At 44.5% G+C, this 23,621-nt stretch carries 22 protein-coding genes and 7 pseudogenes; 11 read left to right on the forward strand and 18 right to left on the reverse strand.

Annotation, left to right across the window (positions count from 1 at the left end; all coding sequences use genetic code 11):
• The 5 genes and pseudogenes from YWE_RS28670 to YWE_RS32205 all read right to left on the reverse strand — a co-directional run.
• On the reverse strand, positions 1-505 hold a 505-nt coding region (locus YWE_RS28670; protein ID WP_029095281.1), incomplete at its 3' end, for a nuclease-related domain-containing protein.
• A 649-nt stretch (positions 506-1,154) separates the two neighbouring features.
• Entirely contained in the window at positions 1,155-1,472 is a 318-nt protein-coding gene (locus YWE_RS0125040) for a hypothetical protein (protein WP_029096908.1), read from the reverse strand.
• A 441-nt stretch (positions 1,473-1,913) separates the two neighbouring features.
• Entirely contained in the window at positions 1,914-2,186 is a 273-nt protein-coding gene (locus YWE_RS0125045) for a hypothetical protein (protein ID WP_029096909.1), read from the reverse strand.
• Positions 2,187-2,320: 134 nt separating this feature from the next.
• The gene (locus YWE_RS31725) at positions 2,321-2,452 is read right to left on the reverse strand and encodes a hypothetical protein (RefSeq protein WP_265331675.1); all 132 of its coding nucleotides are present in this window, start codon (positions 2,450-2,452) and stop codon (positions 2,321-2,323) included.
• 118 nt (positions 2,453-2,570) lie between these two features.
• Positions 2,571-2,711, reverse strand: a pseudogene (locus YWE_RS32205) (IS1/IS1595 family N-terminal zinc-binding domain-containing protein); the annotation flags it as partial.
• A gap of 443 nt (positions 2,712-3,154) precedes the next feature.
• Between YWE_RS32205 and YWE_RS28680 the strand changes: the two are divergent.
• From YWE_RS28680 to YWE_RS28685, 3 genes and pseudogenes are all read left to right on the forward strand, one after another.
• Positions 3,155-3,808, forward strand: a pseudogene (locus YWE_RS28680) (TOBE domain-containing protein); the annotation flags it as partial.
• A 527-nt stretch (positions 3,809-4,335) separates the two neighbouring features.
• Positions 4,336-5,553 (forward strand): LeuA family protein, encoded by a 1,218-nt coding sequence (locus tag YWE_RS0125065; RefSeq protein WP_029096910.1) that lies wholly within the window; start codon positions 4,336-4,338, stop codon positions 5,551-5,553.
• A 206-nt stretch (positions 5,554-5,759) separates the two neighbouring features.
• A complete protein-coding gene (locus tag YWE_RS28685) occupies positions 5,760-7,055 on the forward strand; it encodes an MFS transporter (protein ID WP_051323579.1) in 1,296 nt (431 codons plus the stop codon).
• Positions 7,056-7,090: 35 nt separating this feature from the next.
• On the opposite strand, the gene YWE_RS0125075 is transcribed toward YWE_RS28685, so the two are convergent.
• Positions 7,091-7,921, reverse strand: coding sequence for a cupin domain-containing protein (locus YWE_RS0125075; RefSeq protein ID WP_029096911.1), 831 nt, complete (start codon positions 7,919-7,921; stop codon positions 7,091-7,093).
• Positions 7,922-8,142: 221 nt separating this feature from the next.
• Here YWE_RS0125075 and buk point away from each other — a divergent pair, with 221 nt between their 5' ends.
• The 5 genes and pseudogenes from buk (at position 8,143) to YWE_RS0125105 (ending at position 13,053) form a co-directional block, all read left to right on the forward strand.
• Positions 8,143-9,207, forward strand: coding sequence for a butyrate kinase (gene buk, locus YWE_RS0125080; protein WP_029096912.1), 1,065 nt, complete (start codon positions 8,143-8,145; stop codon positions 9,205-9,207).
• Between the two features lie 52 nt (positions 9,208-9,259).
• Entirely contained in the window at positions 9,260-10,153 is an 894-nt protein-coding gene (locus tag YWE_RS0125085) for a phosphate acyltransferase (RefSeq protein WP_029096913.1), read from the forward strand.
• Positions 10,154-10,188: 35 nt separating this feature from the next.
• Positions 10,189-11,061 (forward strand): alpha/beta hydrolase, encoded by an 873-nt coding sequence (locus YWE_RS0125090; protein ID WP_036017115.1) that lies wholly within the window; start codon positions 10,189-10,191, stop codon positions 11,059-11,061.
• Between the two features lie 376 nt (positions 11,062-11,437).
• Positions 11,438-11,645 (forward strand): annotated as a pseudogene (locus YWE_RS31610) (IS21 family transposase); the annotation flags it as partial.
• A gap of 1,195 nt (positions 11,646-12,840) precedes the next feature.
• On the forward strand, positions 12,841-13,053 hold the full coding sequence (locus tag YWE_RS0125105; RefSeq protein ID WP_029096916.1) for a hypothetical protein: 213 nt from the start codon (positions 12,841-12,843) through the stop codon (positions 13,051-13,053).
• 210 nt (positions 13,054-13,263) lie between these two features.
• Here YWE_RS0125105 and YWE_RS30875 read toward each other — a convergent pair whose 3' ends face one another.
• Positions 13,264-13,440 (reverse strand): hypothetical protein, encoded by a 177-nt coding sequence (locus YWE_RS30875; protein ID WP_154661463.1) that lies wholly within the window; start codon positions 13,438-13,440, stop codon positions 13,264-13,266.
• A gap of 200 nt (positions 13,441-13,640) precedes the next feature.
• Between YWE_RS30875 and YWE_RS0125115 the strand changes: the two genes are divergently transcribed.
• Positions 13,641-14,765 (forward strand): GGDEF domain-containing protein, encoded by a 1,125-nt coding sequence (locus YWE_RS0125115; RefSeq protein WP_029096917.1) that lies wholly within the window; start codon positions 13,641-13,643, stop codon positions 14,763-14,765.
• Positions 14,766-14,933: 168 nt separating this feature from the next.
• On the opposite strand, the pseudogene YWE_RS0125120 reads toward YWE_RS0125115, so the two are convergent.
• A pseudogene (locus YWE_RS0125120) lies at positions 14,934-15,302 on the reverse strand (transposase); the annotation flags it as partial.
• Positions 15,303-15,321: 19 nt separating this feature from the next.
• Between YWE_RS0125120 and YWE_RS31615 the strand changes: the two are divergent.
• Positions 15,322-15,630 (forward strand): annotated as a pseudogene (locus tag YWE_RS31615) (transposase); the annotation flags it as partial.
• A 2-nt stretch (positions 15,631-15,632) separates the two neighbouring features.
• On the opposite strand, the gene YWE_RS0125125 reads toward YWE_RS31615, so the two are convergent.
• The 8 genes and pseudogenes from YWE_RS0125125 to YWE_RS32210 form a co-directional block, all read right to left on the reverse strand.
• Positions 15,633-16,310 carry an ATP-dependent Clp protease proteolytic subunit gene (locus tag YWE_RS0125125; RefSeq protein ID WP_029096919.1) on the reverse strand — a complete coding sequence of 226 codons (678 nt, stop codon included), beginning with the start codon at positions 16,308-16,310 and terminating at the stop codon, positions 15,633-15,635.
• A 125-nt stretch (positions 16,311-16,435) separates the two neighbouring features.
• Positions 16,436-16,873: pseudogene (tnpA, locus tag YWE_RS28690) on the reverse strand (IS200/IS605 family transposase).
• Positions 16,874-17,042: 169 nt separating this feature from the next.
• A complete protein-coding gene (locus tag YWE_RS0125135; RefSeq protein WP_084167211.1) occupies positions 17,043-18,203 on the reverse strand; it encodes a hypothetical protein in 1,161 nt (386 codons plus the stop codon).
• 38 nt (positions 18,204-18,241) lie between these two features.
• Entirely contained in the window at positions 18,242-19,426 is a 1,185-nt protein-coding gene (locus YWE_RS0125140; RefSeq protein WP_029096921.1) for a hypothetical protein, read from the reverse strand.
• A gap of 240 nt (positions 19,427-19,666) precedes the next feature.
• On the reverse strand, positions 19,667-19,834 hold the full coding sequence (locus tag YWE_RS30880; RefSeq protein ID WP_154661464.1) for a hypothetical protein: 168 nt from the start codon (positions 19,832-19,834) through the stop codon (positions 19,667-19,669).
• 241 nt (positions 19,835-20,075) lie between these two features.
• Positions 20,076-21,200, reverse strand: a complete 1,125-nt coding sequence (locus YWE_RS28695; RefSeq protein ID WP_051323581.1) for an LPS O-antigen chain length determinant protein WzzB — start codon at positions 21,198-21,200, stop codon at positions 20,076-20,078.
• Positions 21,201-21,327: 127 nt separating this feature from the next.
• Positions 21,328-21,522 (reverse strand): IS1/IS1595 family N-terminal zinc-binding domain-containing protein, encoded by a 195-nt coding sequence (locus YWE_RS29300; protein ID WP_051323582.1) that lies wholly within the window; start codon positions 21,520-21,522, stop codon positions 21,328-21,330.
• A 97-nt stretch (positions 21,523-21,619) separates the two neighbouring features.
• Positions 21,620-21,802 (reverse strand): IS1/IS1595 family N-terminal zinc-binding domain-containing protein, encoded by a 183-nt coding sequence (locus tag YWE_RS32210; protein WP_071605938.1) that lies wholly within the window; start codon positions 21,800-21,802, stop codon positions 21,620-21,622.
• Positions 21,803-22,026: 224 nt separating this feature from the next.
• Here YWE_RS32210 and YWE_RS32215 point away from each other — a divergent pair.
• Positions 22,027-22,170: pseudogene (locus YWE_RS32215) on the forward strand (transposase); the annotation flags it as partial.
• 19 nt (positions 22,171-22,189) lie between these two features.
• On the opposite strand, the gene YWE_RS31625 reads toward YWE_RS32215, so the two are convergent.
• Positions 22,190-22,402 carry a hypothetical protein gene (locus YWE_RS31625; RefSeq protein WP_227659964.1) on the reverse strand — a complete coding sequence of 71 codons (213 nt, stop codon included), beginning with the start codon at positions 22,400-22,402 and terminating at the stop codon, positions 22,190-22,192.
• A gap of 97 nt (positions 22,403-22,499) precedes the next feature.
• The coding region (locus YWE_RS0125170) for a hypothetical protein (protein WP_211231065.1) at positions 22,500-23,621 on the reverse strand (1,122 nt) is incomplete at its 5' end.

Consider the following 23,621-nt stretch of genomic DNA (forward strand, 5'->3'; position numbering starts at 1 on the left):
CGTCAGTGATTTCATCACTGCAAATAATCAAATGAGGCGGAAGAAGGTTAGCTTGCTCATCAATAGGTATGGCGTTATTTAACTGTTTGCGTGTGATATGGCTAAAGAAGACCCCATAACCATATGGCATGCACAAACTCCCTTTATAGCGGTCATCCTGTTGTATTAATTGTTTGTCTGTCTTGAGCTGATTAATCACGACATAACTACACTGACGGACTTGTTCGATCGGATTAACTTTTGTGATATGTCCATATTCCACATAGGCTTTGTTGACGTTATGCAGATGCTCAATTCGCCAATCTTTCACTTCTAACAACAACAACCCGCGTTCCGGGTTCAAAATAATGAAGTCTGGGTAACGTCGTTGTTGCTGACCGACAGGAATGTCGTACCAACATAAACAATCATTATCGAGAGAGGCCTCGAGTCGTTTGGCTAAGCGGCGTTCACCTGACCTCATTTTTTCAGTGCAACTGTTTAGCGTAGGGATAAGTTCAGCCATCTTGTTCCTGTTAAATCAATAAAAAACAGTCATTGCCATAAGCCGCCATGGGGCGGGGCGCACTCGGCAATCCTTTAGCCGCCGTTACCTATTCAGCCCCACCTTCACTATGTTGGTAAATTCTCAATAAACGGCTGTGAATAGAAATAAGTTATTACTGCCCAGTAAGTGAAGGCTATATAAGCGATATTCTTTCAAACTATGATTTAAAAAAGCGGATTCTCATTCATCTATTATCTTTTATTACATGAACAGAATACGACGATTTAGTCTCAGAACCAACAAATATAATGTACGAGATACCACTATGAGTGTCATTTATAGGTAATATCTTTTCTTTACTCAATAGTTCAATACGTGCTTTACAATCTACAGACTATTTCTTGTAATAAAAAATTGTCAGATTTATTTATATATCTTACCACTAAAGTTATGGACTATCTCGTTGTCAACCACTATGCCTAGAGGCGCTGGCACGCCAATCATTGAGACGCTATTTTCTTTAACCGTGAGTATTGCCTATTTTTATCTAAGTCACAACCCTAATAACCGGTAGCCAAATGAGTAATATATTAATCGGATAAAACCGATGGATAAAAATGAGATGATAAATAATGCAAATGGTATTTTTTCATGACCACGCTGATTATTAAATTAATTCTTTCCCATTCGTTGATATTAAATATAATCTATTGCTATAAGGTAGACGATAAATAACTTCATTATTATTAATAACTGATGCGATAGTCATTCCTCTGCACAATAAACTTACCTCCCCGGAAGTTCGAAAACACATCGAGTCAGGGCTTTCAACGAATTTAAGATTACCTTTTTTCCAAGTTATAGCGGTGACTCCATTGGGAATAGCGCCAATGGGTTGAACAACAAAAAAAGTGAGTTTTGTATAAACAAAGATAGAAAATATTATTAACAACCCGACAACCGCACTGATTACTATTTTTTTCATAAAACGTCCACATTCAAGTTCATAAAATAAAAGCCCTGCAACACCAAGGTGTGTTATCCGCAGTTATGACCTTAGAATATCGTCGTTGACGTGGCCAACCAATCGATGAGAAACCGGTCTTCTGCGGTAGTCTGGATAACCATATCCACCCCTCACCACATCCGCTATCTCCGCTGTTTTTTCTCGCGGGTCATTGAAGGGACGCCATGGTGAACCCGGGCGTGTCAGGTAAATATTGGGCAGTCTTATGGCCCCCGATTGTCTGACCACAGAGCGCCGATGGTACCTTCACCGCGTCATTTGCCGGACGATGACACATCTGTGACGGCAAACGCGTACGACGGGTATCGCGTGAACGAGGACGGGGGAGTCCGGTGGTTCACGTTAAAGCCTAGGCCACAATCTAGGCTATTCTCGTCAGCATCACTCCCCCGCGATGGGCTAAGCAGCCACGGCATCGGTACCATCATTACGATGGTCAGAATAATAAAGCCACACATCAAGATATCCAAGCCCGTCATCTTCATTGCTCACTATCCCTGTCAACACACTATTACATCCGCTATTACCTTCACCACGGCCATTCATTGAACCGGTTAAGGTCCGGCCACTACCTCGTGACCTTAACCACCCGTTGTCGCCTACTTGCCGGGCAAGCACCTTTGCCAGGACGCATTCATGACCGGTTGTCCCGATGACCGGGGCAGGCTTCATCGGCTATGGTCCCCGACGCGAAGGGATTCAGGCCCGACGAAGACAATAACCGGCCAGAATACCCTTTAAACACCTCGGCCTCGTGATGACAAAATTGCGCTCGTGAGCATGTCCAATCCATATTCTCCGACAATCTAGCTGCATTCGCGGCACGCTCCCAACACATGCACGCTTCCCCCCCAATCTCCTACTTTTTCCTTTTGAGCGGCAACCTGCGCCAACTCGGCATAACGACTGACAAACTTCGGACTTGAGTGTGCTGACATAACAATACCTTTAAAGCGTAATAGGGCCTCGGGTGCTGACTGCCAGCCCCGAGTTACCCCTGAAAATAATGACAACAATAACAGTGTGGCTCTTCATCATGACGCGCCATCCCACCACTCAGCGCACCGGGGTATTGTTGGATTGACGCTGGTAAGCGATATAAATATATTGGTTCTGAAACGCTTTCTGGCAATGGTTACAAAAATAGCGTGGTAGGCCACTGCGTGCCTTACCATGCTTACGGACGTTGGCCGCTTTATGGCAACTTGGTCAGGTCGGGTAGGTCTTATTTGTCTCTAGCATCTCAACGCTACTTAATTGACATCACGACAGTTATCTCAGCACCATAAATAACCTGCACACCCGTCGCTGAAATCAGCTATTCATCACAGTATATAGTATCGGACCTTCGTCAGGCCCACCTGAAGCACCGTGCTAATCATCTCAGGCGTATTGTCTTGCGATAATAATCGGGTGACCTGCCTGGCTATCAGAGCTTCATTGGCCTTATAAATGTATTTGGTCTGGAACGTTTTTTTACACAACTGGCAGTAATACCGCTGCGTCCCCGTAATCCTACCCTTACCGTGCTTTCTCACACGTCGTGTCTGGTTACAGTGATGGCAGATGGGCTTGGGCATTTTCATCATGACGCTCTCTGAAGTAAGAAGCCAAAAGGATGCGTGATGAGAGCCACCATCCGCTTCGTGGATCAGATCTCCGGTGGTCAACAGCAGTGAGTGACGCTGGCCCGTGCGCTAATTCTAAAGCCAAAGGTGCTGTTATTTGATGAACTATTAAGTAACCTTGACGCCAACCTGCGTCGTAATATGCTCGATAAAATCAGAGAACTTCAGCAGCAGTTTAATATTAAATCCCTGTATGTCACCCACGATCAAAGCGAAGCCTTTGCCGTATCGGATACCGTTCTGGTGATGAACAAGGGTAAGATTATGCAGCTTGGAGAGCCCAAGCAGTTATATCGCCAGCCTGCATCATGCTTTATAGCCAATTTTATGGGGGATGCAAATATTTTCCCCGCTGAATTAACCAAGGATACTGTCGATATTTTTGGCTACTCTATTCCACGGCCAAAAGAGTTTGATCAATTAAAGGGTCACTACACCCTAGGTGTCAGACCCGAAGCCACTGCCTTAGTGGAAAAGAGTGCAGAGAATCAGAAATGCCAGCTGATGAGCGTAGCTTATATGGGGCCTCAGTATGAAGTCACGATTAACTGGCACGGACAAACGCTGTTATTTAAGTTTAATATCATTCAGTTAGCGCCAGATGTCGGTGACTATTATTATCTGCATATCCATCCTCATGGCATGTTTATCCTGCCGGAAGAGTAATCACTGCTGACCGACGATAAATAGATACCCCCATCATTAAGATTGCATAAGTGCAACGCTGATGATGGTGGGTAACCTCGGCCAAACCAATAACGGCCATTTAGAGGTACTTCCTGTGTAAGACTAATCAGTCATAGGACTGATGTTATTAGTCACAGGACTGATGTTATTAGTCACAGGATCGATGTGATTGCAATGATAGGAAATAACGGCAATGTTATTTCCAAAGACCAACCCCAAAAACACCCAAAGATAAAAAACTTTACATTTCAACTAATTAACCAGATAAATAAATTCATTGATCAATATAAAGTAAATTATCAGTTTTATCACTAAGGGAATTAAATGTGATTAGCTTCATAATGCTTCCTAACATTATATTTTTGCCTTGCATTGATAGGAAATAAATCATAGCATTTGAGCGTACCTTTTATAATGTTAGGAATTTTCAGTTATAGCTGATTGAATCAACAGATAACGAAAATTTTCACTTTTGAGTCTCTCATATAGAATAGGAGTAATTGAAGATGGGTTTTCACGAGAAAGGTCAATGGTGGGTTAGTCCATCAAATTATGATCCAGAAGTTGTTAGTGGCTTTAACTTTCCTAAAAAAATCGAATTTCTAGATACAACGTTGCGTGATGGTGAACAGCAGCCAGGTATTATTTTTACTAAAGAAGAAAAAGTCGCGATTGCCAAGAAGCTTTCACAAGCGGGTGTTCAACGTATTGAAGCTGGTACCCCTGCGGTTTTGAAAGAAGACGCTGAAGCTATCCGGGAAATTAGTGATTTAGGGTTAAACTCGCAAATTTATGCCTTTGTACGCAACATGGTTAAAGATATGGAGCTAGCCAAAAGCTGTGGTGTTCAGGGGGTTATTGCTGAAATCATTGGTAGCGAACATTTACTGAAATACGGTAAAAAATGGACCATTGACCGTGCGATTAGCGCATGCATTGAAGCGACAACTGCAGCAAAGGAGCTGGGGCTGAAAGTATCATTTTTCCCGGCCGACTCTTCTCGAGCGGATATGAACTTCCTTATGGATACTGTTCAGGCAGTTGTGGAAGGTGGTCATATTGACTCGCTAGTTTTAGTGGATACCTTTGGGGTTTTATCGCCGGAAGGGGCAGCTCATCGGGTTCGTCAACTTAAGAAACGCTTCCCACATATTCCACTGGAAATTCACTTCCATGATGATTTCGGTATGGGAATTTCCAGTACCATTGCCGGGCTTGCGGCCGGGGCCGAGGTTGCCCACGTAACGGTTAACGGTATTGGTGAACGTGCTGGTGGAGCTCAATTAGAAGGTGTCGCCTTAGCGCTTAAAACCATGTACGGCGTTGATACTGGCGTCGATATGACGCAATTTAAATCATTATCTGAGTTTGTTGCACAGTGTGCGCGCATGCCAGTTTCTGCCACTAAACCTATTGTAGGTGATGATATTTTCCTATGGGAAACTGGCTTACCTTCTAGTTTGTGGGTCAATGTAAAAGATACTGATCCTCTGGTTATGTTGCCTTATAGCTGGGAAATGACTGGCCATAAAGTCCCTCAGTTATTACTGAGTAAAAAAAGCGGTAAGGATAATATTAAAACTTGGCTAGAGAAATGTAATCTCTCTGTGCCGGAGGATATGTTGGGGGAATTACTTAATCGCGTTAAATATAAATCCTTTGAAGAACATAGAACACTCCATGAAGCGGATTTCCGTGCAATTGTCGCTTCACTTAGTAAGTAATAATATCTACCTATATTAAACAGTAGCGTTATTGACTATATTTATTTGCTTTAGTCATTCTATTATGTAAAAGACAACGAGTAAATAAATTAGCCGCTTAGCTACCTATTTTTATATTGTGGCGTGCTTTTTTGACGCCACATCACCCAATTAAATTATGGTTAAAGTTGGTATGGTAAAAATACCATAACTCTGAGGAGATTTTGATGTCAAATTCAGAAGCCAGTAATTACATACCTAAATGGAAATCTCGTTATACTGTATTAGGACTTATTTGGTTGGCTTGGATGCTCTCTTATCTTGATCGAATGGTAATGAATATTTCATTGCCCTTTATTGGTCAAGATCTTGGTGTCGATAAGGGAACTCAAGGGTTAATTATTTCTTCTTTTTTTGTTGGTTATGCATTATTCCAGATCCCTGGCGGTTATTTAGCCGATAAATTTGGCCCCAGAATCTCAATGGCTATTGCGATACTTTGGTGGTCAGCCTTTACTACCCTAACCGGTGTTATTTCATCGTTAGGTATGTTATTGCTAGTGCGGGTACTATTTGGTATCGGTGAAGGTGCATTTCCTTCCGGTTCCTGGAAGACCATCGCCACCTATTTTCCATCAAAGGAACGAGGCAGGGCAACGGCAATCCAATCTTCAGTTGGTACATTGGGGCCCGCATTGGCATCTATTGTTGCCGCCAGCATTATTGCACACTTCGGTTGGCGCCACGTCTTTGTGGTACTAGGTATACCAGGTATTCTGATTACATTCGGTATTTATTATTTCTGCCGTAATAATCCTAAAGATAGCCCAGGTATTTCCCAGCATGAAATACAAGAATTAGAGAATGATAAAAAGAACACCGTGGAAAGCAAAGGGGCTATCAGTATTTCGGGGTTGTTTCGCTCAACCATTGTCTGGCAGTTGACGGGAATTTGGTTCTTATTTAATTTAACATTTTGGGGATTTACTTCTTGGTTACCTAGTTATTTAATGGAGTCTCGAGGTTTATCATTAACATCCACTGGATATGTTTCTGCGGTCCCTTTCCTATTTGGCACTGTAGGTGGACTATTTGGTGGCTATATTTCCGATAGATTTAAACAAGGTCGGTCATGGATATACGCTGTTGCGGCTATCATTTCTGCCACCTTATTATACTTAACATTTTCAGTAGAAAATCTAACCTACGCCATTATTTACCAATGCTTTTCAATGTTATTTATGTTTTTTTCCGTTGGCATATTTTGGGGATTATTGATGGATAGTATTAACCCAAAGGTGATGGGAACCGCCTCCGGCATTGTCAACGTTGGTGCTCAACTTGCGGGAGTTATCGCGCCACCAGTAATGGGATTTTTAATTGATGTTAGTGATGGAAATTATTCCACTGCATTTATTTTTATTATTATTTCATTAGCATTGTCTGCCCTTGTCGCATTAACCATCAATATAAAAAAAACGGATGACATACCAATGATAACTAAAGAAGACTCTTCTTTATAGTAAGTACTACTTAACAAAAAGATAAGTAGGTTATTTTATTTAGGTTCTGGAGTATATATCCATAAAAGTTTGGCTTCGGTTTTTCCTACGTTTAACCATCTGTGTTTGGTTTGCGACTTGAAATGTAAACTATCCCCTAAGGATAACATGTAGGATTTATCTTCTAGGAAAAACTCTACAGTACCGTTGAGAATATAAACTAGCTCTTCACCATTATGAGAGGATGTTTCTAAGCGCCCGTAACCAGGTTCAATAGTATAAATCATGCTAGTTAACTGATTATCTCGGCAACGAGTTATTGACTGAAGAGATACCCCAGGAATATTAATACTGACGGCATCTCCAGCACCACTTTTAACTTTTGGATTCTTGGTAACTGTATATTTATCATAATAAGAAAGAATATTTTCATTATAAAAAGAGGCTAATTTTTGCAATATATCAAAAGATACATTTTTGGTCTGAGCATTCTCGATTTTATGTAGATAGGAAGGTGATATTCCTGTTTTGTTGGCTACTTGATCAATAGATAAGCCCAATTTTAATCGATTGTTTCTCCATTTATCACCGAGAAGCGTTTTTGAAATAATGGGTTTTTTTTGATCTGAAATAGCTAAGTTATTGGGGTAATGGATGGCACGAATGGCTTGCATACCATTACCCTGTTTAGAGTAACTATTTATTTTTTTAAGAATATCAATGTCATGTAAGGAAAATATACGGTAACCATTGCTGGCCCGCTTACTGAGAAACAAATTATGTTTTTCCCAATTACGGATGGTGGTTGTAGTGACACCTACCATCCTCGCGGTTTCGGCAATATTAAAATATGTTTCATCTGGCGTAATCATTGTTTTTTTTGCCATTATTTTCTTGATTTCAGTGCATTTATTGAAATTTAGGTGTTACTTTTAATGTTACGCGCTTTCTATTGATTGTTCAAATAATGATAGTACCACCTACAACATATATCTGAATCGAGATAGGTGTGGAGGCCTTATATAGGTGTGACGATGATAATCAATATGAAATTAATGAATACGGTATTTATGAAAAATGAATCTACATATCGTAAAAAAGGAGTCATATGAAAAAGTTATTAATTATCAACGCCGGTGGAACATCGACCAAACTCGGAATTTTTCATAATACCGAGGTGGTTTCAACAGAGACTTATCGCCACGATTTCTCTAGCTTGCCTATACCATTTTCCTTGTGGGATCAGTACGATATACGGAAAAAAGCGGTACAGGAATATCTTACAAAGCATAATATCGACATCAAAAGCCTCGACGCGATTGTTTCACGGGGCCCCGCGGTTAAACCATTGCATTCTGGCGTATATAAAATCAATCAGCAGATGTTAGATGATGCTAAAAGCCGTCGATATGGCGATCACCCTTGCGCTATTGGCTGTATGATTGCCTATGATTTAGCCTTAAATACTGTTCCCGCCTATACCGTTGATCCCCCATGTGTTGATGAAATGATTTCTGTGGCACGAGTCACTGGGTTACCGGCAATACAACGCAAAAGCTTTTTCCAAGCATTAAATCATAAAGCCGTTGGGCGCCTCCTGGCTAAACAGTTAAATCGGCGATATGAAGATTTGAATATTGTGATTAGCCATTTAGGTAGCGGAATTTCCGTTGCCTCCCACTTAAAAGGTCGGGTTATTGATGTCACTAATGGCTTAGATGGCGATGCTCCTTTTGGGCTTGACCGTGTAGGCACACTGCCCGTTGCTGATTGGATGAGGTTTTGCCTTTCTGGGGATAATCAACCAGAAGATTTGCACCGTATCTTAAATGGCGGCGGCGGTATGATGGCCCACTTGGGAACCAGCAGCGCAATTGATATTGAACAACGTATTCAACAAGGCGATAAACATGCGGAACTGATTTACGACGCCATGGCATTTCAAATAGTAAAAGGTATTGGTGCCGCAGCCTGTGCTTTAGGAACTCGACCTGATGCTATTGTGTTTACCGGTGGATTGGCAAATTCCACTTATTTTACAAACAAGCTGAAAACCAAGCTTGATTGGTTAGCCCCGGTACATATTTTTGCGGGTGAAAATGAGTTATTAGCCCTGGCCGAGGGGGGAATGCGGGTATTAAATCAGCAGGAAGACGCGCGTATTTATGAATAACCTCATCGATTAAATTATAGATAGCTACCATTCACCATGAAAGGAAGAAAAAATGATAACGTCACTTTCTCAATTAGTTGAACATATAAAGCAACAACAGCCAAAACGTATTGTTATTGCAGGTGCTGAACAAGAAGAATTATTATTAGCCAATCAAGCTTATTCACAAGGTTTGGCAACATTTGTCTTAATTGGCGATCGACATAAAATACAAGAGATGATGCAAAAAAATAACCTTTCTGAGGATTTATTTGAGGTTATCGATGAACCTAACCAAGATATGGCGGCCCGTTTAGCGGTAAAAATGGTGATTGAAGGGGATGCAGATATTCCAATGAAAGGTACCATGCATACCAGTACCTTTCTAAAAGCCGTGTTAGATAAAAATCATGGTTTAGCCACCAATATGCGTATATCTCAGATAACAATATTTGATGGCTATAATAAGACACTGCAATTCTTAACAGATTGTGCCATCAATATAAAACCCGACCTTAAAGAAAAGAAAAGCATTATTGAAAATGCCGTTTTTGTGGCTAAAAAAATGGGATATTCCATGCCGCTAGTGGCTCTAATTGGTTCAATTGAAACAGTCAGCGAATCGATGCCCGACACTTTAGACAGTGCCGTCTTGACACAAATGAATCGCCGAAAGCAAATCAAAGATTGTATTGTCGATGGCCCTTTATCATTGGATAATGCGATTTGCCAAGACGCGGCAAAACAAAAAGGTATTGAGAGCCCCGTTGCAGGCAAGGCTGATATTTTAGTCGCCGCTGAGCTACAGGTAGCAAACACATTCAGTAAGGCTTTACATTATTATGCCAAGCTGGATACCGCGTCGGTGATTGTTGGAACAGCCTCACCCATTATTATGACATCAAGAACTGATGAGCTTAAAAATAAAATATTTTCTATCGCCGCATCATGTTATTTGCATCACTAAAATAAATTATTAATTATTTTAACAAGGAGTTGACCATGAAGTGGGATATAGAATGGTTAGAGCATCAGTATAATAATAGAGTAAGAGTAACTGATGCTGAAATATATATTAAAAAGTGGACTAAGGCATCTTTTTATGCACGTAAATCATTAAAAGAAAGGTCATTTATAAATATAGCTTATGGCAGTTCAGAGAAAGAAAAATTAGATATTTTTATGCCTGTTGATAATAATCTTAATCATCCGATACCGGTACTGGTTTATATTCATGGTGGTTACTGGCACGCGTTGGATAAAGATAATTTCTCTTTTATTGCCCCTGAGCTAACGCAGGCGGGTGCTTGCGTAGTGATCGTTAATTACACCTTATGTCCTGAAATAAAAATTTCAGGCATTGTGGATGAGATCGAAAAAGCGATGGTGTGGATCAAAAATAACATTGCACAATATGGTGCAAACGCCAATCAAATTACCCTTGCGGGTCATTCTGCAGGCGGGCATTTAACTGCCATGATGTTTACTCGAAATTGGCAAGAGAAATATCCTGAATTAGGCAGCGCTCCGTTTAACAATGGGATATCCCTATCAGGGTTATATGATATCCCTCCTCTACAACACACGCCTTTTTTACAAATACTGGCTATTAATGATGATGATATTAATAACGCTTCACCTGCCACATTGCCTTGTCTGGTTAGTGACCCTATTTTATATTCTGTGGTGGGTGAAAAAGAGAGCGAGGAATTTATTCGACAAAACAGACTTATTCAAACCCATTGGGGGGATAAGACCGTTCCTGTCTGTGAATTAATTAGTGGGGCCAACCACTTTACTATTGTAGAAGCGTTTCATCAGCGCGGAAGTCAGTTAAACAATCATGCAATGAAATTATTATCATTGGATAATTAACCAATTAAATTATTAGCCTGAAATAGGCTGTTAAATACTAAGTAAGTATAATTTTGACATAATGAAAGTGATAATTAATATGCGCAAGCTAGTGATTGTACTTTCATTATCTAAATATAGAAACAAACAAGGCCACTTTATAAATAGTATATATCTAGCTATATTAAATAGTATGATAGCCGTATGCGTATTACCACTTAAAAAGACCACCCAATAACATTACCGAAGAACGTCTAATAACATTTTTCTGGATCGCTGAATAACATTAATGATGAGCACTTTTGGCTCACTTTATTATTTAGTGATCTCCATCGATTTTACTGGGACATCACAGGTATGTTGAACTATATCCTTTACCATCAGGCGAAGGATTCCTATGCCAGCAATTCCAATATCTGTGAGAAAACTCAAGGAAATGCTTAGACTTAAATATGTCCTCGATTTAAGCCATCGCCCGGAGCCTAGTGACGTCTCCATCTGTTGTAACCCAGTATACCAATCGGACTGCTCAGCTTGGTATAAAACAATGGTCGTTACCGCCATCATGGGATGATATAGCGCTAAAGCAGGCGCTCCTTCAGACCACACTCTCGAATTATTTTTTTGCTTATTATATTCAAATTTTCGAAGCAATAATCTAGTTTAAAGTAAAAAATTACAGTGACGGGGGGTATGGGTGGATGGCAATAAATGCAGGAAAACACGCCCATTACACCGTTAATTGATGCGGGATGTGATTTAGTGATCGTCATGCGTATTACCACTTAAAAAATGGGACGACAACTATGCTGACACAGGGGGTTAAACGGTGTCCATCATAACGGTAATACGCACGTCACACATTTAACGAATGGTTCGCTGTGGGACTGGCATGATTTTCCTGATACCAAGGTACTGGAAATTCGCCCGCAATCCTCCCTTTCCTCTTCAGAGGGTGCATTTTCCGGCATAAGAGATTTATTAGGGTTCCAGCCAGACAAAATCAATAGCTGGATTGAACAGGGGTATCAGGATACCTTACTCTGTACAGAAAAAATCATGTAGGCGACTCAAGCACGCGCTCACCTAACTGAGTCTGAACAACGACTTCAATCTAGCCAGGGACAGGATGAGATTGCCGACTGGCCAGTAAACCGAGTGAGAGAACTCCTGCCGTGGCGAGTAAACCTACCAACAAAATAATTTACCCAACAATTGTCAATACGGTCTTCGCTGTACGCTTACAACTATTTCAGCGACGAAATTATATCTTTAATGATTATCACACTCTGACAGAGTGTTTATTCTGCGGTAAGCGGATGGAAAAACCAGTAAATGCACCGTGATCCTAAGGTGGAAAAACAGGATTGCCTTTGGCTTTATGCATACTGGTGTATTCGTTGAGCTTCAACATCATAAAGATAAATGGACTGGGCTACCGTAGGGCGGCTGGCTGTCTCGTGACCTTGCCATAGCGCAACAGATGGACAGGTTGATTTATGGCTGGGCGTAGTGGGTTTTGGTCCGTTAGCTGAGATACTCGCCAACCATGAGAAAGATCATTTAATCAGCCTGTCCGGTAATATTCAGGTCAAGCAATGGACGGATAAGAGCGGCGTAGCATAAACCGGCTATTAGGTGGTTATCGACACGGTTATCCGCGTTAAGACAGCCGGTGAAAAAGTTTCTCCACAACCCTCTACATAGCTGGCACCGCCGAATGATTGGGATATCTATCAGCAGCCGGAGACTTTCGGCCAGACGTCGCTATTTGATGATAAATTTTGAAGTAAGGAGTTTATGAAGATAATCAATTCAGGGGTAAATAGTTTGGAGTTGGCCTACTCGATGTTTGAATGGCGTAAGGTTAAGCCCATTATTGATGAGATAAGGCAGACGACAGGCGCGGAGATACAAACCTATGGCGGATTATTCAAACGGGCCGCTATCAGTGGTACTACCTACCAAATGGATGTCGTTCGCAAGGTGATAAAGCAAAGGTATTATCGCTGACGTTTCTGCCCTCATCCAAACGCCTTACTGCCACTTGGTTGTTATGGTTAGTTTCGCAGCCAACTTGCGCGCGACGTCAAGGCATTGCAGGCCCGTATCCAGCAGGTGACTAAAGAAAACGGCAGGCCGGCAATGAAACTGAAGCAGTTGCGGGGTACCTAGGCGAAAAACACCGCACTGACAGCAGAAGTCTTGCAACTGACACGGGTGTTAAAGCAGCGTCAGCGGAAGGTGGCCCGCACACAATCGCCCTGCAGGATAAAAAGCGTAAAGAATGAACAGGATATGCAGACGATTACCGTACCGAGTACGTGGTTGGTCAACATGTTGGAAGGTAAGTACCGTTTCTTGTGCAACCAGCACTTGCAATTCTTCATCGATATTCATCAGATTTTTCCCGTAAAACGATTGATAACAGACTATCCTGAACTGAAGACAGGACATTGATTGCTTGGCAATAGCACATGCCTGCCTGACTATTATTGTCTTGAGTATGATGACCGACACTGAAACCGGTCTTACAGGGATTCGTTGCCAGAATAACCTGAAAAACAACATTGCCGCATCTTGGAGTATGCCGAATACTTATGACATATATTGCGTCGTTCTCGTCTTTCTACAGTGACGCGTGCATCACCTATGCCACGCTGTCGGTCGCTTACTTTGCTCTTAGCCAAAACGCCCCTTTTTCCTACCAATCGGCGTGGTGGAAACGGGTGTTGTTTGGCGTACTGGCCGGGCTGGCTGTGCTGTATCTGAACCAGGATAGGCTGTTGCTCGCCGGAAACATTTATTACAGCTTAGCCATGATCCCAATGATCCTTGTGATATTTTTCGGTGGTGCAGTCAGTGGGGTGGCGTGCTATCTGGTGAACTTTGGCTTTAACGGTGGCTTTACGCTGGATAATCTGTTTATTGGTTCGATCATCTTGCCGCTGCTGTTATCTGGGGTATGGCGGACAAAAACGAATCGCGTATTTTACCTCACCATCGGTATTATTGCGCTCTACCGCATTATTGTGGTCGGTTCATTCGTCAACTTCCGCGAGTTGTGGTTGGATATTCTGTTGTATCAGGTCGCTTCCGCACTGTGTTTGGCTATTTGCTATCATGCTCTGAGCTTTAAACAACGCCATATTCACGCCTTCTTCTCCATGCGCAGCAAAGCGACGACCGACAGTCTGACCCGTATCAACAACCGCGCCAGCGTGGATTACAGAATGATGCTGCAACATGCCGAGCGGCAATCTTGTGGCCTGATGCTTCTGGATTTGGACAACTTCAAACAGGTGAATGACACCTATGGTCATTTGGCTGGTGATGGCGTGTTGGTCAGTGTGGGGGCCATTCTGCAGGATTGTGTACGCGATGAGGACTTTGTCGGGCGCTACGGTGGTGAGGAGTTTATCGTTATCACTTCCAGTTATGAACCGCAGCATATTGCGGCCATGGCGGAACGCATCCGCACTCAGGTGGAAGAATTTGATTTTATTACCGAGAATGGGGATGTGATACGGATGACAGTCTCTATCGGGACTTCGCTCTATCTGGCTGGCATGTCGGTAGGGAAAGCGATAGAGCTGGTGGATCAAGCGCTGTATGACGCCAAGCTTGAGGGTAAAAACCGTGTGGTCAGTAGCCGTTTGATGTCGCTTTCTCAGTTGGCGGAGAGGGTTAACCGCATGGTGGCGAAGAAGCCTAAGCGACAGTGAGGGGGATTGTCAGATAAGGTTCACTGAGTTGACGCCATTTATCAGGGGACCCTAAAGCAATCTCCCCCTTGGTGATACACAAAAAAAGAAAGGGAGAGGTAAAGCTCAGCCCTTGACGGGCCGAGCATTTATAGAGTGTTCAGAATTCTGTGTCACGTTAAAAAATCATTACAACGTTATCACTTTATCAAGACGACCTTCAAAATAAATCGCTAACTGGGACAATGTCAAATTCCAGCTCTGGATGGGCATTGTCCATTTCTCTTGGGCGTTCATCAACCCCAAGCACAGCAGTTTTAACAAACTGTTTTCATTAGGGAAAGCACCTTTTATCTTTGTTAGTTTCCGGAACTGGCGATGCACTGATTCAATGGCATTAGTTGTGTAAATAACTTTACGGATCGTCTCCGGATACCTGAAATATCCCGAGAGATTTGTCCACTTTTTGCGCCACGACTGGAGTACCACTGGATACTGACTACCCCATTTAGCCTCCAGTTCATCTAATGCTGTTTCTGCGGCCTCTTTCGAGACTGCTGCCTTGAAAAAAGCCGATTATATCAGTGGGACGCATAAAAACTCGGGTTTATTCATTAACCTGTTACGCAAACTGAGAAGCACATACCGAAGTGCCAAAACCATTACGCTGATTGTCAGTAATTATATCATTTACAAGAGTAAATAAACGTTGAGCTGGTTGGAACGAAACCCGAAGTTTATTGTTATTTATCAGCCGGTTTACTCTCCATGGGTAAACAGAATAGAGCGCCTGTGGTTGGCTTTACATGAGACAGTCACACGCAATCACCGTTGCCGGACGATGTGGCAATTGCTAAAAAATGTGGGTCATTTTTTGTTAGAATGACCTTAGTTATTGGGCTTTTGATCGGAGATGTAATACACCACGGGTGCAGGAACAAACCCCATAGAAACGCCAGAGGATAATTTTACCAAAAGCGAAGATTTGTAATCCATACGCTTCCTTGCCCCTTCGTTATTAAGGAATTGTTCAATTTCAGTTGTTGAAAATTCAGTGCATTCCTTGTATATGTCAAAGAACATTTTATTATATGCCACCACCTCCTCATGAAGATTATTTATCACATCAGGTTTTAGGTAGTCAAAGCCTTTATTGGCAGTGGCCGCCGGATGCAATAAAAAATAAGCCCCACTCATCATAAGCCTTTCTTTTGCACCACAATACATCATTGTGGCAGATGAACCTGTCATCGATGCATTTACAGTAACAATAGGTATTGTAGAGTTTCTAACGGCCTCGTATGCCATATAGCCACTATCCATATCCCCTCCACTGCTATTGATATAAAGGAATATCTTTCTGGTGTTCTTATATTTTATATTAATCTCATCTATAGCTGAGATTAACTCGACTACTTTAGCTTCATCAACTCCGCCAACATATAATATTTTTGCAACATCTATATCCACATTATTTACAGTGTCATTCTTAACGACAGTCATCGACGCCATTGAAAAAAATGGAACAAGCAATAAGCTTGCCAAGCTGATTTTTATGTTTTTCATAAGCCTCCCAGAGAAGAACGAAGGTAAAAATATATTATGCACGTAGAAATCCGCCTTCATAGAAGGCGGCATTGCTTTCGCGCCCCAGAGGGGCGTACTAAGCTCGAACCCATAGGGCCCTCGCTTCACATCCCTTTTAAGCTTAATTGATTATCTTCAAGTTCATGTTTCTCTTGATACTTGACATACTTACGGATCATTTCTGCATTTACACCTACGGTATCTACACAATAGCCCTTCGCCCAAAAATGGTTTCCCCACAGCTTTTTCTTTCTTAAATAGGGAAACTTATTAAACAGCCTTATCGCTGTTCTTCCTTTCAAGTGTCCCATCACCTCTGACACTAAAAGCTTTGGAGGGATCTTGACTAATAAATGAACGTGATCTAATTGAACATTTAATTCCACTATTTCTATATGCAGCTATTCACTCAAAATTCTTATTTGTCTGTACACCTCTTTCCCTACGTTATTTTTCAATATTCGGAATCGGCATTTGGGCGTCCAGACTATATGGTATTGACAATGCCATAGCACATGCGATGCTTTTTCGAATCTACTCACTGGCAGAGCCAAAAGTCGATAACCACGTCCATAGGACGTGGTATTCAGTTAGAAATAAAAATGTAAATATCTATTTAGATCATTTCAATCCAACTCAATATACCCTTTTAAAGGGGGTGAGCAGAGCCAGGGCAAGAAAAACTCAACGCTAAAAATTAAAGACTAAAGGCTAAAGGGTCCTCGAACACACCACCTGGTAGTAGCCGGTCAAACTGTGGCTGAGCAGGAGGCCATTGGTGAGGTAGACGCCGAATCGAAGGCTGCCATCCGGCTCAAGGGCCCAATAGCCGTTGTCCATCATCCAACTGCTATTGTATTCTCTTAAATTCCCCCACTCATCCCAAAGCCGACCATCCGCTGCGCGCGTTCCATTCTCACGGTACTTCGCATTTGTCATTTTTAAATAGCTCGGTGTGGCGTATCCCGTTTTTGAGGCGCAATAACTGTCGGCATTCGCAGGTGTTACCCTAATATTATCGTTGTTGATAAACCACGTTCCGACCCTGAACGAGAATGGGGTTGCCGGCCCCCCACGATTGTCAGTGATAGTGATATTGACCGTTTGTGCCGCCGCGGGGACACCGGTGAATTTCACAACACCCGTCGTAGGGTTGACTGTGACCCACGGGGCTGGGTTGGCAGGGCTGAACGTATAATTGCTGTTCCCGGCCGCACTGGTCCCGTTCATCCAGAATTGGAATTGCGCCTGACTGAATCCGGTTTTTGGGAAGCCTGAGTTCATGGCAAAACTGGCCCCATTGACCCGCACCACTGGAGGACTCACGGGCACTTTAACCGTGTAAGTCCCGCTACTGAGGGTACTGGGATTGCCCGTCGTTGGTGCCCCGGTCAACGACGAAACCGTTACTGGGACGCTGGCGGCCACGGTCAACGTTTTCCCTGAAAAGTTTGTGCTAAACTCTGCCGCCAACTGGGCTGCGGTCAACTCCACATTGTTGTACTTCCAGACCCAGGTGGCCGCCGCTGTGTCCAGAGATGAGCTTAATCCCGTGTCACCGTCCAGGTCCTGCAACGTCAGGGCCGATACCGAGATCCCAAAATCAGTGGGCTTCAGTGTGGCACTCACCACGGCGTTATTGGTCACTGCAGTACCATCTGGAAACATCACATTCAATGTCCCTGTGGCGGTTGGGGCTCTGCCATTGATTGGCCCTGCAGTCTCGCTCCATTTGGCCCAAGCATTCGGGGCGCTTATCACCACCAGTATCAGTCCGAGCAACATGGCTAAAAACCGCTGGACGTATCGGTGTTGTCGCTGAGCCTCAATGCACGGTTTACCCGCATCGGTGTGGCGAGTCTTGCTTTTCATCCTGATCATCATATGTAATCAATACCAAAATCTAAAAATCAAAGAGACTTCGAACAAACGACATTGATGGCCGAGCTCGATGTGCCATAGTACAGGCGACCAGTGAACATGTAGACGTAATACCGATTGTTGGCATCTTTTCTCTCAAGCACCCAATAGGTTCCACTGGAGGTCCAACCAGACGTAGGGAAGGTTGATAAATTCCCCCACTCATCCCACAACCGACCGTCGGGCGCGCGCGTAGGGTTTACACCCACAACAGAATTCGTCACTGTTACATAACTTGGGCTTCCGTACCCCGAGCCTAACCCCGCACAATACGCATCGACCTCCGGCCCAGCGCCCGCTAATGTGCTATTTCCTTTATTGACGAACCAGGTTTTAATGGTGAATGTGTATGTGGTTGTGGCCCCCCCACGTTTGTCAATAATATCGATATTGACAGCTTGCCTGGACTTGGGTTCGCCAGTGATTGCGACTATGCCCGTCACTGGGTTTACGTTGACCCAAGGGGCCTGTGGGTCGCCCTTGAACGTGTAATTGTTATTGTCGCTGGGACCGACACCGTCCATCCAGAACTGGAAATCCCCCCCCACGAATCCGGTTTGTGGAAATCCTGAGTCCATTGCAAACGAATAACCATTGACCCGCACCATTGGCGGTTTTACGGGCACTTTAACCGTGTAGGTCGCACTACTGAATATCTGTGGGCTGCCTGTTGTGGGCGCTCCAGTCACGGACGACACCGTCACAGGTGCACTGGCGGCAACGGACAGTGTTTTGCCTAAAAAATTCACACTGAACGGCGCGGCCAACTGCGCTGGCGTTAGGGGAACATCGTTAAATTTCCAGACCCAGGTCGCCGCAGCAGCATCCAGCGTCGCACTCAACCCCACGTCACCATCCATGTCCTGCAACGTCAGGGCCGATGCCGAGACACTAAAATCATTGGGCTTCTGAGTTGTTGAGACGATCGCATTGTTGGTCACCGGTGTGGTGGTGCCGGGAAACATCACATTCAACGCCCCTGTGGCGGTAGGGACTCGACCATTTATAGGCCCAGCAGTTTCGCTAAATTTGGCCCACACCATAGGGGGGGCGCTGGCAACAGCCAGTATCAAACCCACGAAGATAGAGGTAGGTTGAATCTTGTGCCGTATGAGCTCGATATTACGGGCTTCAACGTTCGCGGGCCCCATCCCGTTGTTCATCATAAGATTCATTGCTCCTTTCCTTCCTCTCAGTACAATCGAATAAATTTTAATAAATATACGTCTAAGCAACCGTAAAACCCAACCAATAATTAACCATGGTAGAGTTAACATCGCCCTCCATACATTCCGTCGACATGTCTTGCTTTCTCTTTATTCGTGCGTTGTGTTTTACAATCAATCGATTAAAGTAAAATGTTTAATCCGACTCAGGGTCGACCTTGACCACCTGACTGACGATACCTGACAACACTATCTGAAAGCAGCACCATCCCAATACCGAGCATCCCCCCAGCCCCCCAAGACCCGTATCAGCGTCTTCTTTGGCCGGTCCTTTTTTACATCATCACCCGGAGAAAGCTGATAACGATACACCTGTGCCGTCGCCTGTTGTTGGAGTAACGGTTCAAGCAGGCTCAATTCCCGACTAATATGTCGTTTTGACTTCGGCTAAGGTCAGCCCCAGCCCTCGTGTTACAGTCAAGTGTTATTCTCCTCTCCGGGGGCTTATCTCACCCACTCCATCCAATCCGCGACCAGATAGAACACACTCCCAAAAATGGCGAGGGCAATATACGGCGTTATCTTTGTCATCATTATCCCCTAAAATAAGGTAGTCGTGACGTAGCCTCAGGTACGTTGCCCCATCACTACACGGGTGTTAACTTCTGCGGTAACGGGCAATACCGTCTGTCACCAGTACGGCACCAATACCCATCATCCCGCCCAGTAAGGTACCCAGCACCAATATCAGCGCTTTCTTCGGTCGGTCCTTTTTTACATCATCACCCGGAGAAAGCTGATAACGATACACCTGTGCCGTCGCCTGTTGTTGGAGTAACGGTTCAAGCAGGCTCAATTCCCGACTAATATCATGATACCGAACCGGATACACTATCGGGCTTTCTATCAGACTGTTTATCTCCGCACTCAGAAAGTTTTCACCCAACATGTATTGATGCACCGAATTCGCCAGCTCAATCTTGGTTCCACCGTTGCTGGCTGAATTAGCGTAATAATCCTTAATCCCCGCCCGTTGTGCGGTACTGCGTGACCGGGTCAGGTTAGCCAACTGATTTGTCCTATCGGCTTGCAGGCTAAAATCGATATCCAGTTGTTCCTTTTTACGCGCCAATATCATGGCCTGAAGGTTGTTTCTGAATTCAGTATCATCTTGTTGAATAACCTTCTCATTGATACGGTCAACGTAATTGACCAATAGTACCCGTGCCATATCTGGATTATTCGCTGACACCGACACCATAAAGTAAGGGAGAGTCTTCTTTTCATCCGGTGGGGACGCAACCAGTCCCTTGTCGGCCATCTCTGTTAACCAGACTCGTTTGGTCTGCGGGTCCATCGATTCAGTCTGTTGCTTGACGTACGCCGTCTCCAATAAGTAAGTTAGCTTCTCATTCGGGCTGGACACCATGTCGGTAAACCGACTGAAGAGATGGTTGGCTATCGCCTGTGGGTCGGCGTTAATACCGCTCACCCGGGCAAAGGCACGTCTGAGTTGGAGATAATCGTCAAACTGGGCCATTTGGGGTGGAGAGACATAGGCTTTAACCGTCCACTGCTCTTTGGCGGTAAAGGCATAAATACCGGCTATCAGCGTGGTGACTAATGTCACCATCACAATCAGCCCCTTTCGCTCCCAGAGCCGGAAGACTAATTCGAACAGGTCAATCTCATCGTTATCGTACGCATATGTGTGACAAGGCCCTGACGCATTGGCGGTATGACCTGACGGTACGTTTAACGGTTTTTGACTTATTTCACTCATCGTAATACCTCATCCAATGTCAGCAATACATGGCCCAGCGTCACCCTCAAGGTCACTGCACTCACCATAATATCTAAACCGGTCACTCTCATGACACATTCTCCGTGTGGTTACCCCGCCCCGTCGGTTACCCTTCGATACGCGTATTCCCACCCGTTTGATAAGCCGCGTAAATATATCGGCCCTGAAACGTCCCTTTACAGCCGAGGCAGCGATAGCGTGGCAAGCCACTGCGGGCTTTACCGTGCTTGCGAACCTGCGTACTTTCATCGCAATGCGGGCAACCCGGTCGTTGCCGTTGTTTGAGTAATCTCATCATCATCAAAAATCTCCATGACCGAGCTTGGCCAGTAAGCGGCCTATCGTTGTCCAGTGCCACGGGCAAGGGCAATCTCATCACCCACACCCTGTTAGGCTCGTTATACCTCGTCCACTGACGGGGCTTGGCAACTCGTCTGATAAATGTACTTATCCTGAAAGGTGCGCCGACACTCACTACAACGGTAACGCTGAGAGCCACTGCGCGATGTTCCATGCTTGCGCACCGGTGTAGTGTCATCGCAATACGGGCAAACGGATGGGAATTTTCGGTATATCAACATCGTCAGACTCCTTATTCAGGGGATAGTGACCCCGGTAAACATTCGATAACTCGGTAAAATCATGTCGTCCCACAACCAACTCAGGATTGGGGTGATAGGGATAAATAACCCCGCGCCGTCAGCGTACAATCACGCCTCGTCATACTTATCTGCCCTCCCCTGAATTCGGCATTGCCCGCAGTTCCTCACTCAGTCCGTTACTGGCGGCATTCCATCTGCGTGAGGTGGATACACACGTTGCAAACCAACAGAATCTTGACTATGCCTGCTATATGGATGACTTTTTCATCATCACCAATACCCGCAGGCAGTTCCGCAGGGCAGTCCGAAAACTCAATCAGTTCTTCGACCAATATGGTTTTCGCCAACATCCCGATAAAACCTTCATTAGCCCCACCCGCAAAGGTATCGATTGGATGGGATACTGGCTAACCTATCTGGGTGTCCAATTTGTCGCCCCCAGAGCCCTTGCCAACCACATGACCAAGCTTCACTGGCTTTATGAGCAAAACCGACACCGACCTGACAAACAGCAGCAGGCTCGGGTGGTGCGCTATGCCAGGCGGTGGCTAAGATGGTTCTGCTGCAAATCTTCTGCATATGGGGGACTCCTACTACGCCCTTACTTTTCGCCGCCAGTTAGTTCAAGGTCCATAAAATCCAAAAATTGAATATTAAAAGCGCCGATTAAAATAATCTAAATGCCCACCGCACACACTGTATGATATTCCTTATCATTAGTGTCAGAAGTGTGATACCCGGATCTCATATGTACTAACTTTCTCACTGTAATCGCCTGTTGCGTACCCGTCCAATAGTACCCTGAAATCCAATCTGCGCCGTTTTTCCCCATATCCCCCCACTGCCCCCATAGATCTGATGTAGGGTGTCGTACCCCACCCGCTCCAAGTTCTGTTGCATTCGTCATATTTGCCATGCTCGGAGTGCCATACCCTCCGCCCAAACCTGCGCAATACGCGTCAGCATTCACTGCGGTGCGAGTAATCACGCCGTCATTCACGAACCAGCGTCCCAGTGATATGTTCAATGTGTGAACGTCTCTACCGTCGGTCTTGTTTGTGGCAATGATTTTTAACGTTTTGTTTGCGCTAGTAGGGACACCAATGAAACTAACTGTTCCATCCGCCGCTATGTCTACCCACATCTGATTTCCGTTTTCTCTATAGGCGTAATTGCTGTTTGCTGTCGCATCAATCCCGTTCATGTACAGCTGGAACTTAGCCCCCACAAATCCCATCGTCGGAAATCCACTGTCCCACGCGAAGGTATGCTCATTGACGCGAATGACCGGCTTGCGTGGAATATTGACTTTTACACGATAAATAGAGGTAGAAAACACGACGGGTATACCTGACGTCGTCGGAATACCCGTCAGAGAAGTGCTGAGTACCGGCGCATTAACCTGAACCGTCAGGGTGTCGTTGTGAGCAAAGTTTGTCGCGAAGGTCTGACTAAGTTGCGTTGCTGTTAAGGCGATACCCGTAGGCCCTTTCCACGCCCAAGTCACGCCCGATGGCGCAATCTCCAATCCCGGAGTCGCTTTTACATCGCCATCCGCATCCGTGAACGTGACTCCCGACGACAGCGGAGCGAGCGTAAACTCATTCGGCTTCTTAGTCCCTAAGACCTGTGCATTGTCAACCAGCGCAGTCGTGCCGTCCGGCATCCGTATCGACACCGTCCCCGTCGCAGTCGGCGCATGGCCGTGTATCGGCACTGGGGGATTAGTCTGCGCCGCTATCGCAGGGCCGAGTGCAAGCCCCATGGACAACACCAGGCAGACGGCACTTAATTGTGG

The organism is Budvicia aquatica DSM 5075 = ATCC 35567 (genome assembly GCF_000427805.1).
GTDB lineage: Bacteria > Pseudomonadota > Gammaproteobacteria > Enterobacterales > Enterobacteriaceae > Budvicia > Budvicia aquatica.

Coding starts and splice junctions, on each gene's coding strand:
- YWE_RS0125045 (WP_029096909.1), bottom strand. CDS start 2,186: ATGAAGCCTGCCCCGGTCATCGGGACAACCGGTCATGAATGCGTCCTG.
- YWE_RS0125140 (WP_029096921.1), bottom strand. CDS start 19,426: ATGAATCTTATGATGAACAACGGGATGGGGCCCGCGAACGTTGAAGCC.
- YWE_RS0125125 (WP_029096919.1), bottom strand. CDS start 16,310: ATGAAAAACATAAAAATCAGCTTGGCAAGCTTATTGCTTGTTCCATTT.
- YWE_RS0125040 (WP_029096908.1), bottom strand. CDS start 1,472: ATGAAAAAAATAGTAATCAGTGCGGTTGTCGGGTTGTTAATAATATTT.
- YWE_RS0125065 (WP_029096910.1), top strand. CDS start 4,336: ATGGGTTTTCACGAGAAAGGTCAATGGTGGGTTAGTCCATCAAATTAT.
- YWE_RS0125105 (WP_029096916.1), top strand. CDS start 12,841: ATGAAGATAATCAATTCAGGGGTAAATAGTTTGGAGTTGGCCTACTCG.
- YWE_RS28685 (WP_051323579.1), top strand. CDS start 5,760: ATGTCAAATTCAGAAGCCAGTAATTACATACCTAAATGGAAATCTCGT.
- YWE_RS0125135 (WP_084167211.1), bottom strand. CDS start 18,203: ATGAAAAGCAAGACTCGCCACACCGATGCGGGTAAACCGTGCATTGAG.
- YWE_RS0125090 (WP_036017115.1), top strand. CDS start 10,189: ATGAAGTGGGATATAGAATGGTTAGAGCATCAGTATAATAATAGAGTA.
- YWE_RS0125085 (WP_029096913.1), top strand. CDS start 9,260: ATGATAACGTCACTTTCTCAATTAGTTGAACATATAAAGCAACAACAG.
- YWE_RS31625 (WP_227659964.1), bottom strand. CDS start 22,402: ATGCAGAAGATTTGCAGCAGAACCATCTTAGCCACCGCCTGGCATAGC.
- YWE_RS28695 (WP_051323581.1), bottom strand. CDS start 21,200: ATGAGTGAAATAAGTCAAAAACCGTTAAACGTACCGTCAGGTCATACC.
- YWE_RS29300 (WP_051323582.1), bottom strand. CDS start 21,522: ATGATGATGAGATTACTCAAACAACGGCAACGACCGGGTTGCCCGCAT.
- YWE_RS32210 (WP_071605938.1), bottom strand. CDS start 21,802: ATGTTGATATACCGAAAATTCCCATCCGTTTGCCCGTATTGCGATGAC.
- YWE_RS30875 (WP_154661463.1), bottom strand. CDS start 13,440: ATGAATATCGATGAAGAATTGCAAGTGCTGGTTGCACAAGAAACGGTA.
- YWE_RS0125075 (WP_029096911.1), bottom strand. CDS start 7,921: ATGGCAAAAAAAACAATGATTACGCCAGATGAAACATATTTTAATATT.
- YWE_RS0125115 (WP_029096917.1), top strand. CDS start 13,641: ATGACATATATTGCGTCGTTCTCGTCTTTCTACAGTGACGCGTGCATC.
- buk (WP_029096912.1), top strand. CDS start 8,143: ATGAAAAAGTTATTAATTATCAACGCCGGTGGAACATCGACCAAACTC.
- YWE_RS31725 (WP_265331675.1), bottom strand. CDS start 2,452: ATGTCAGCACACTCAAGTCCGAAGTTTGTCAGTCGTTATGCCGAGTTG.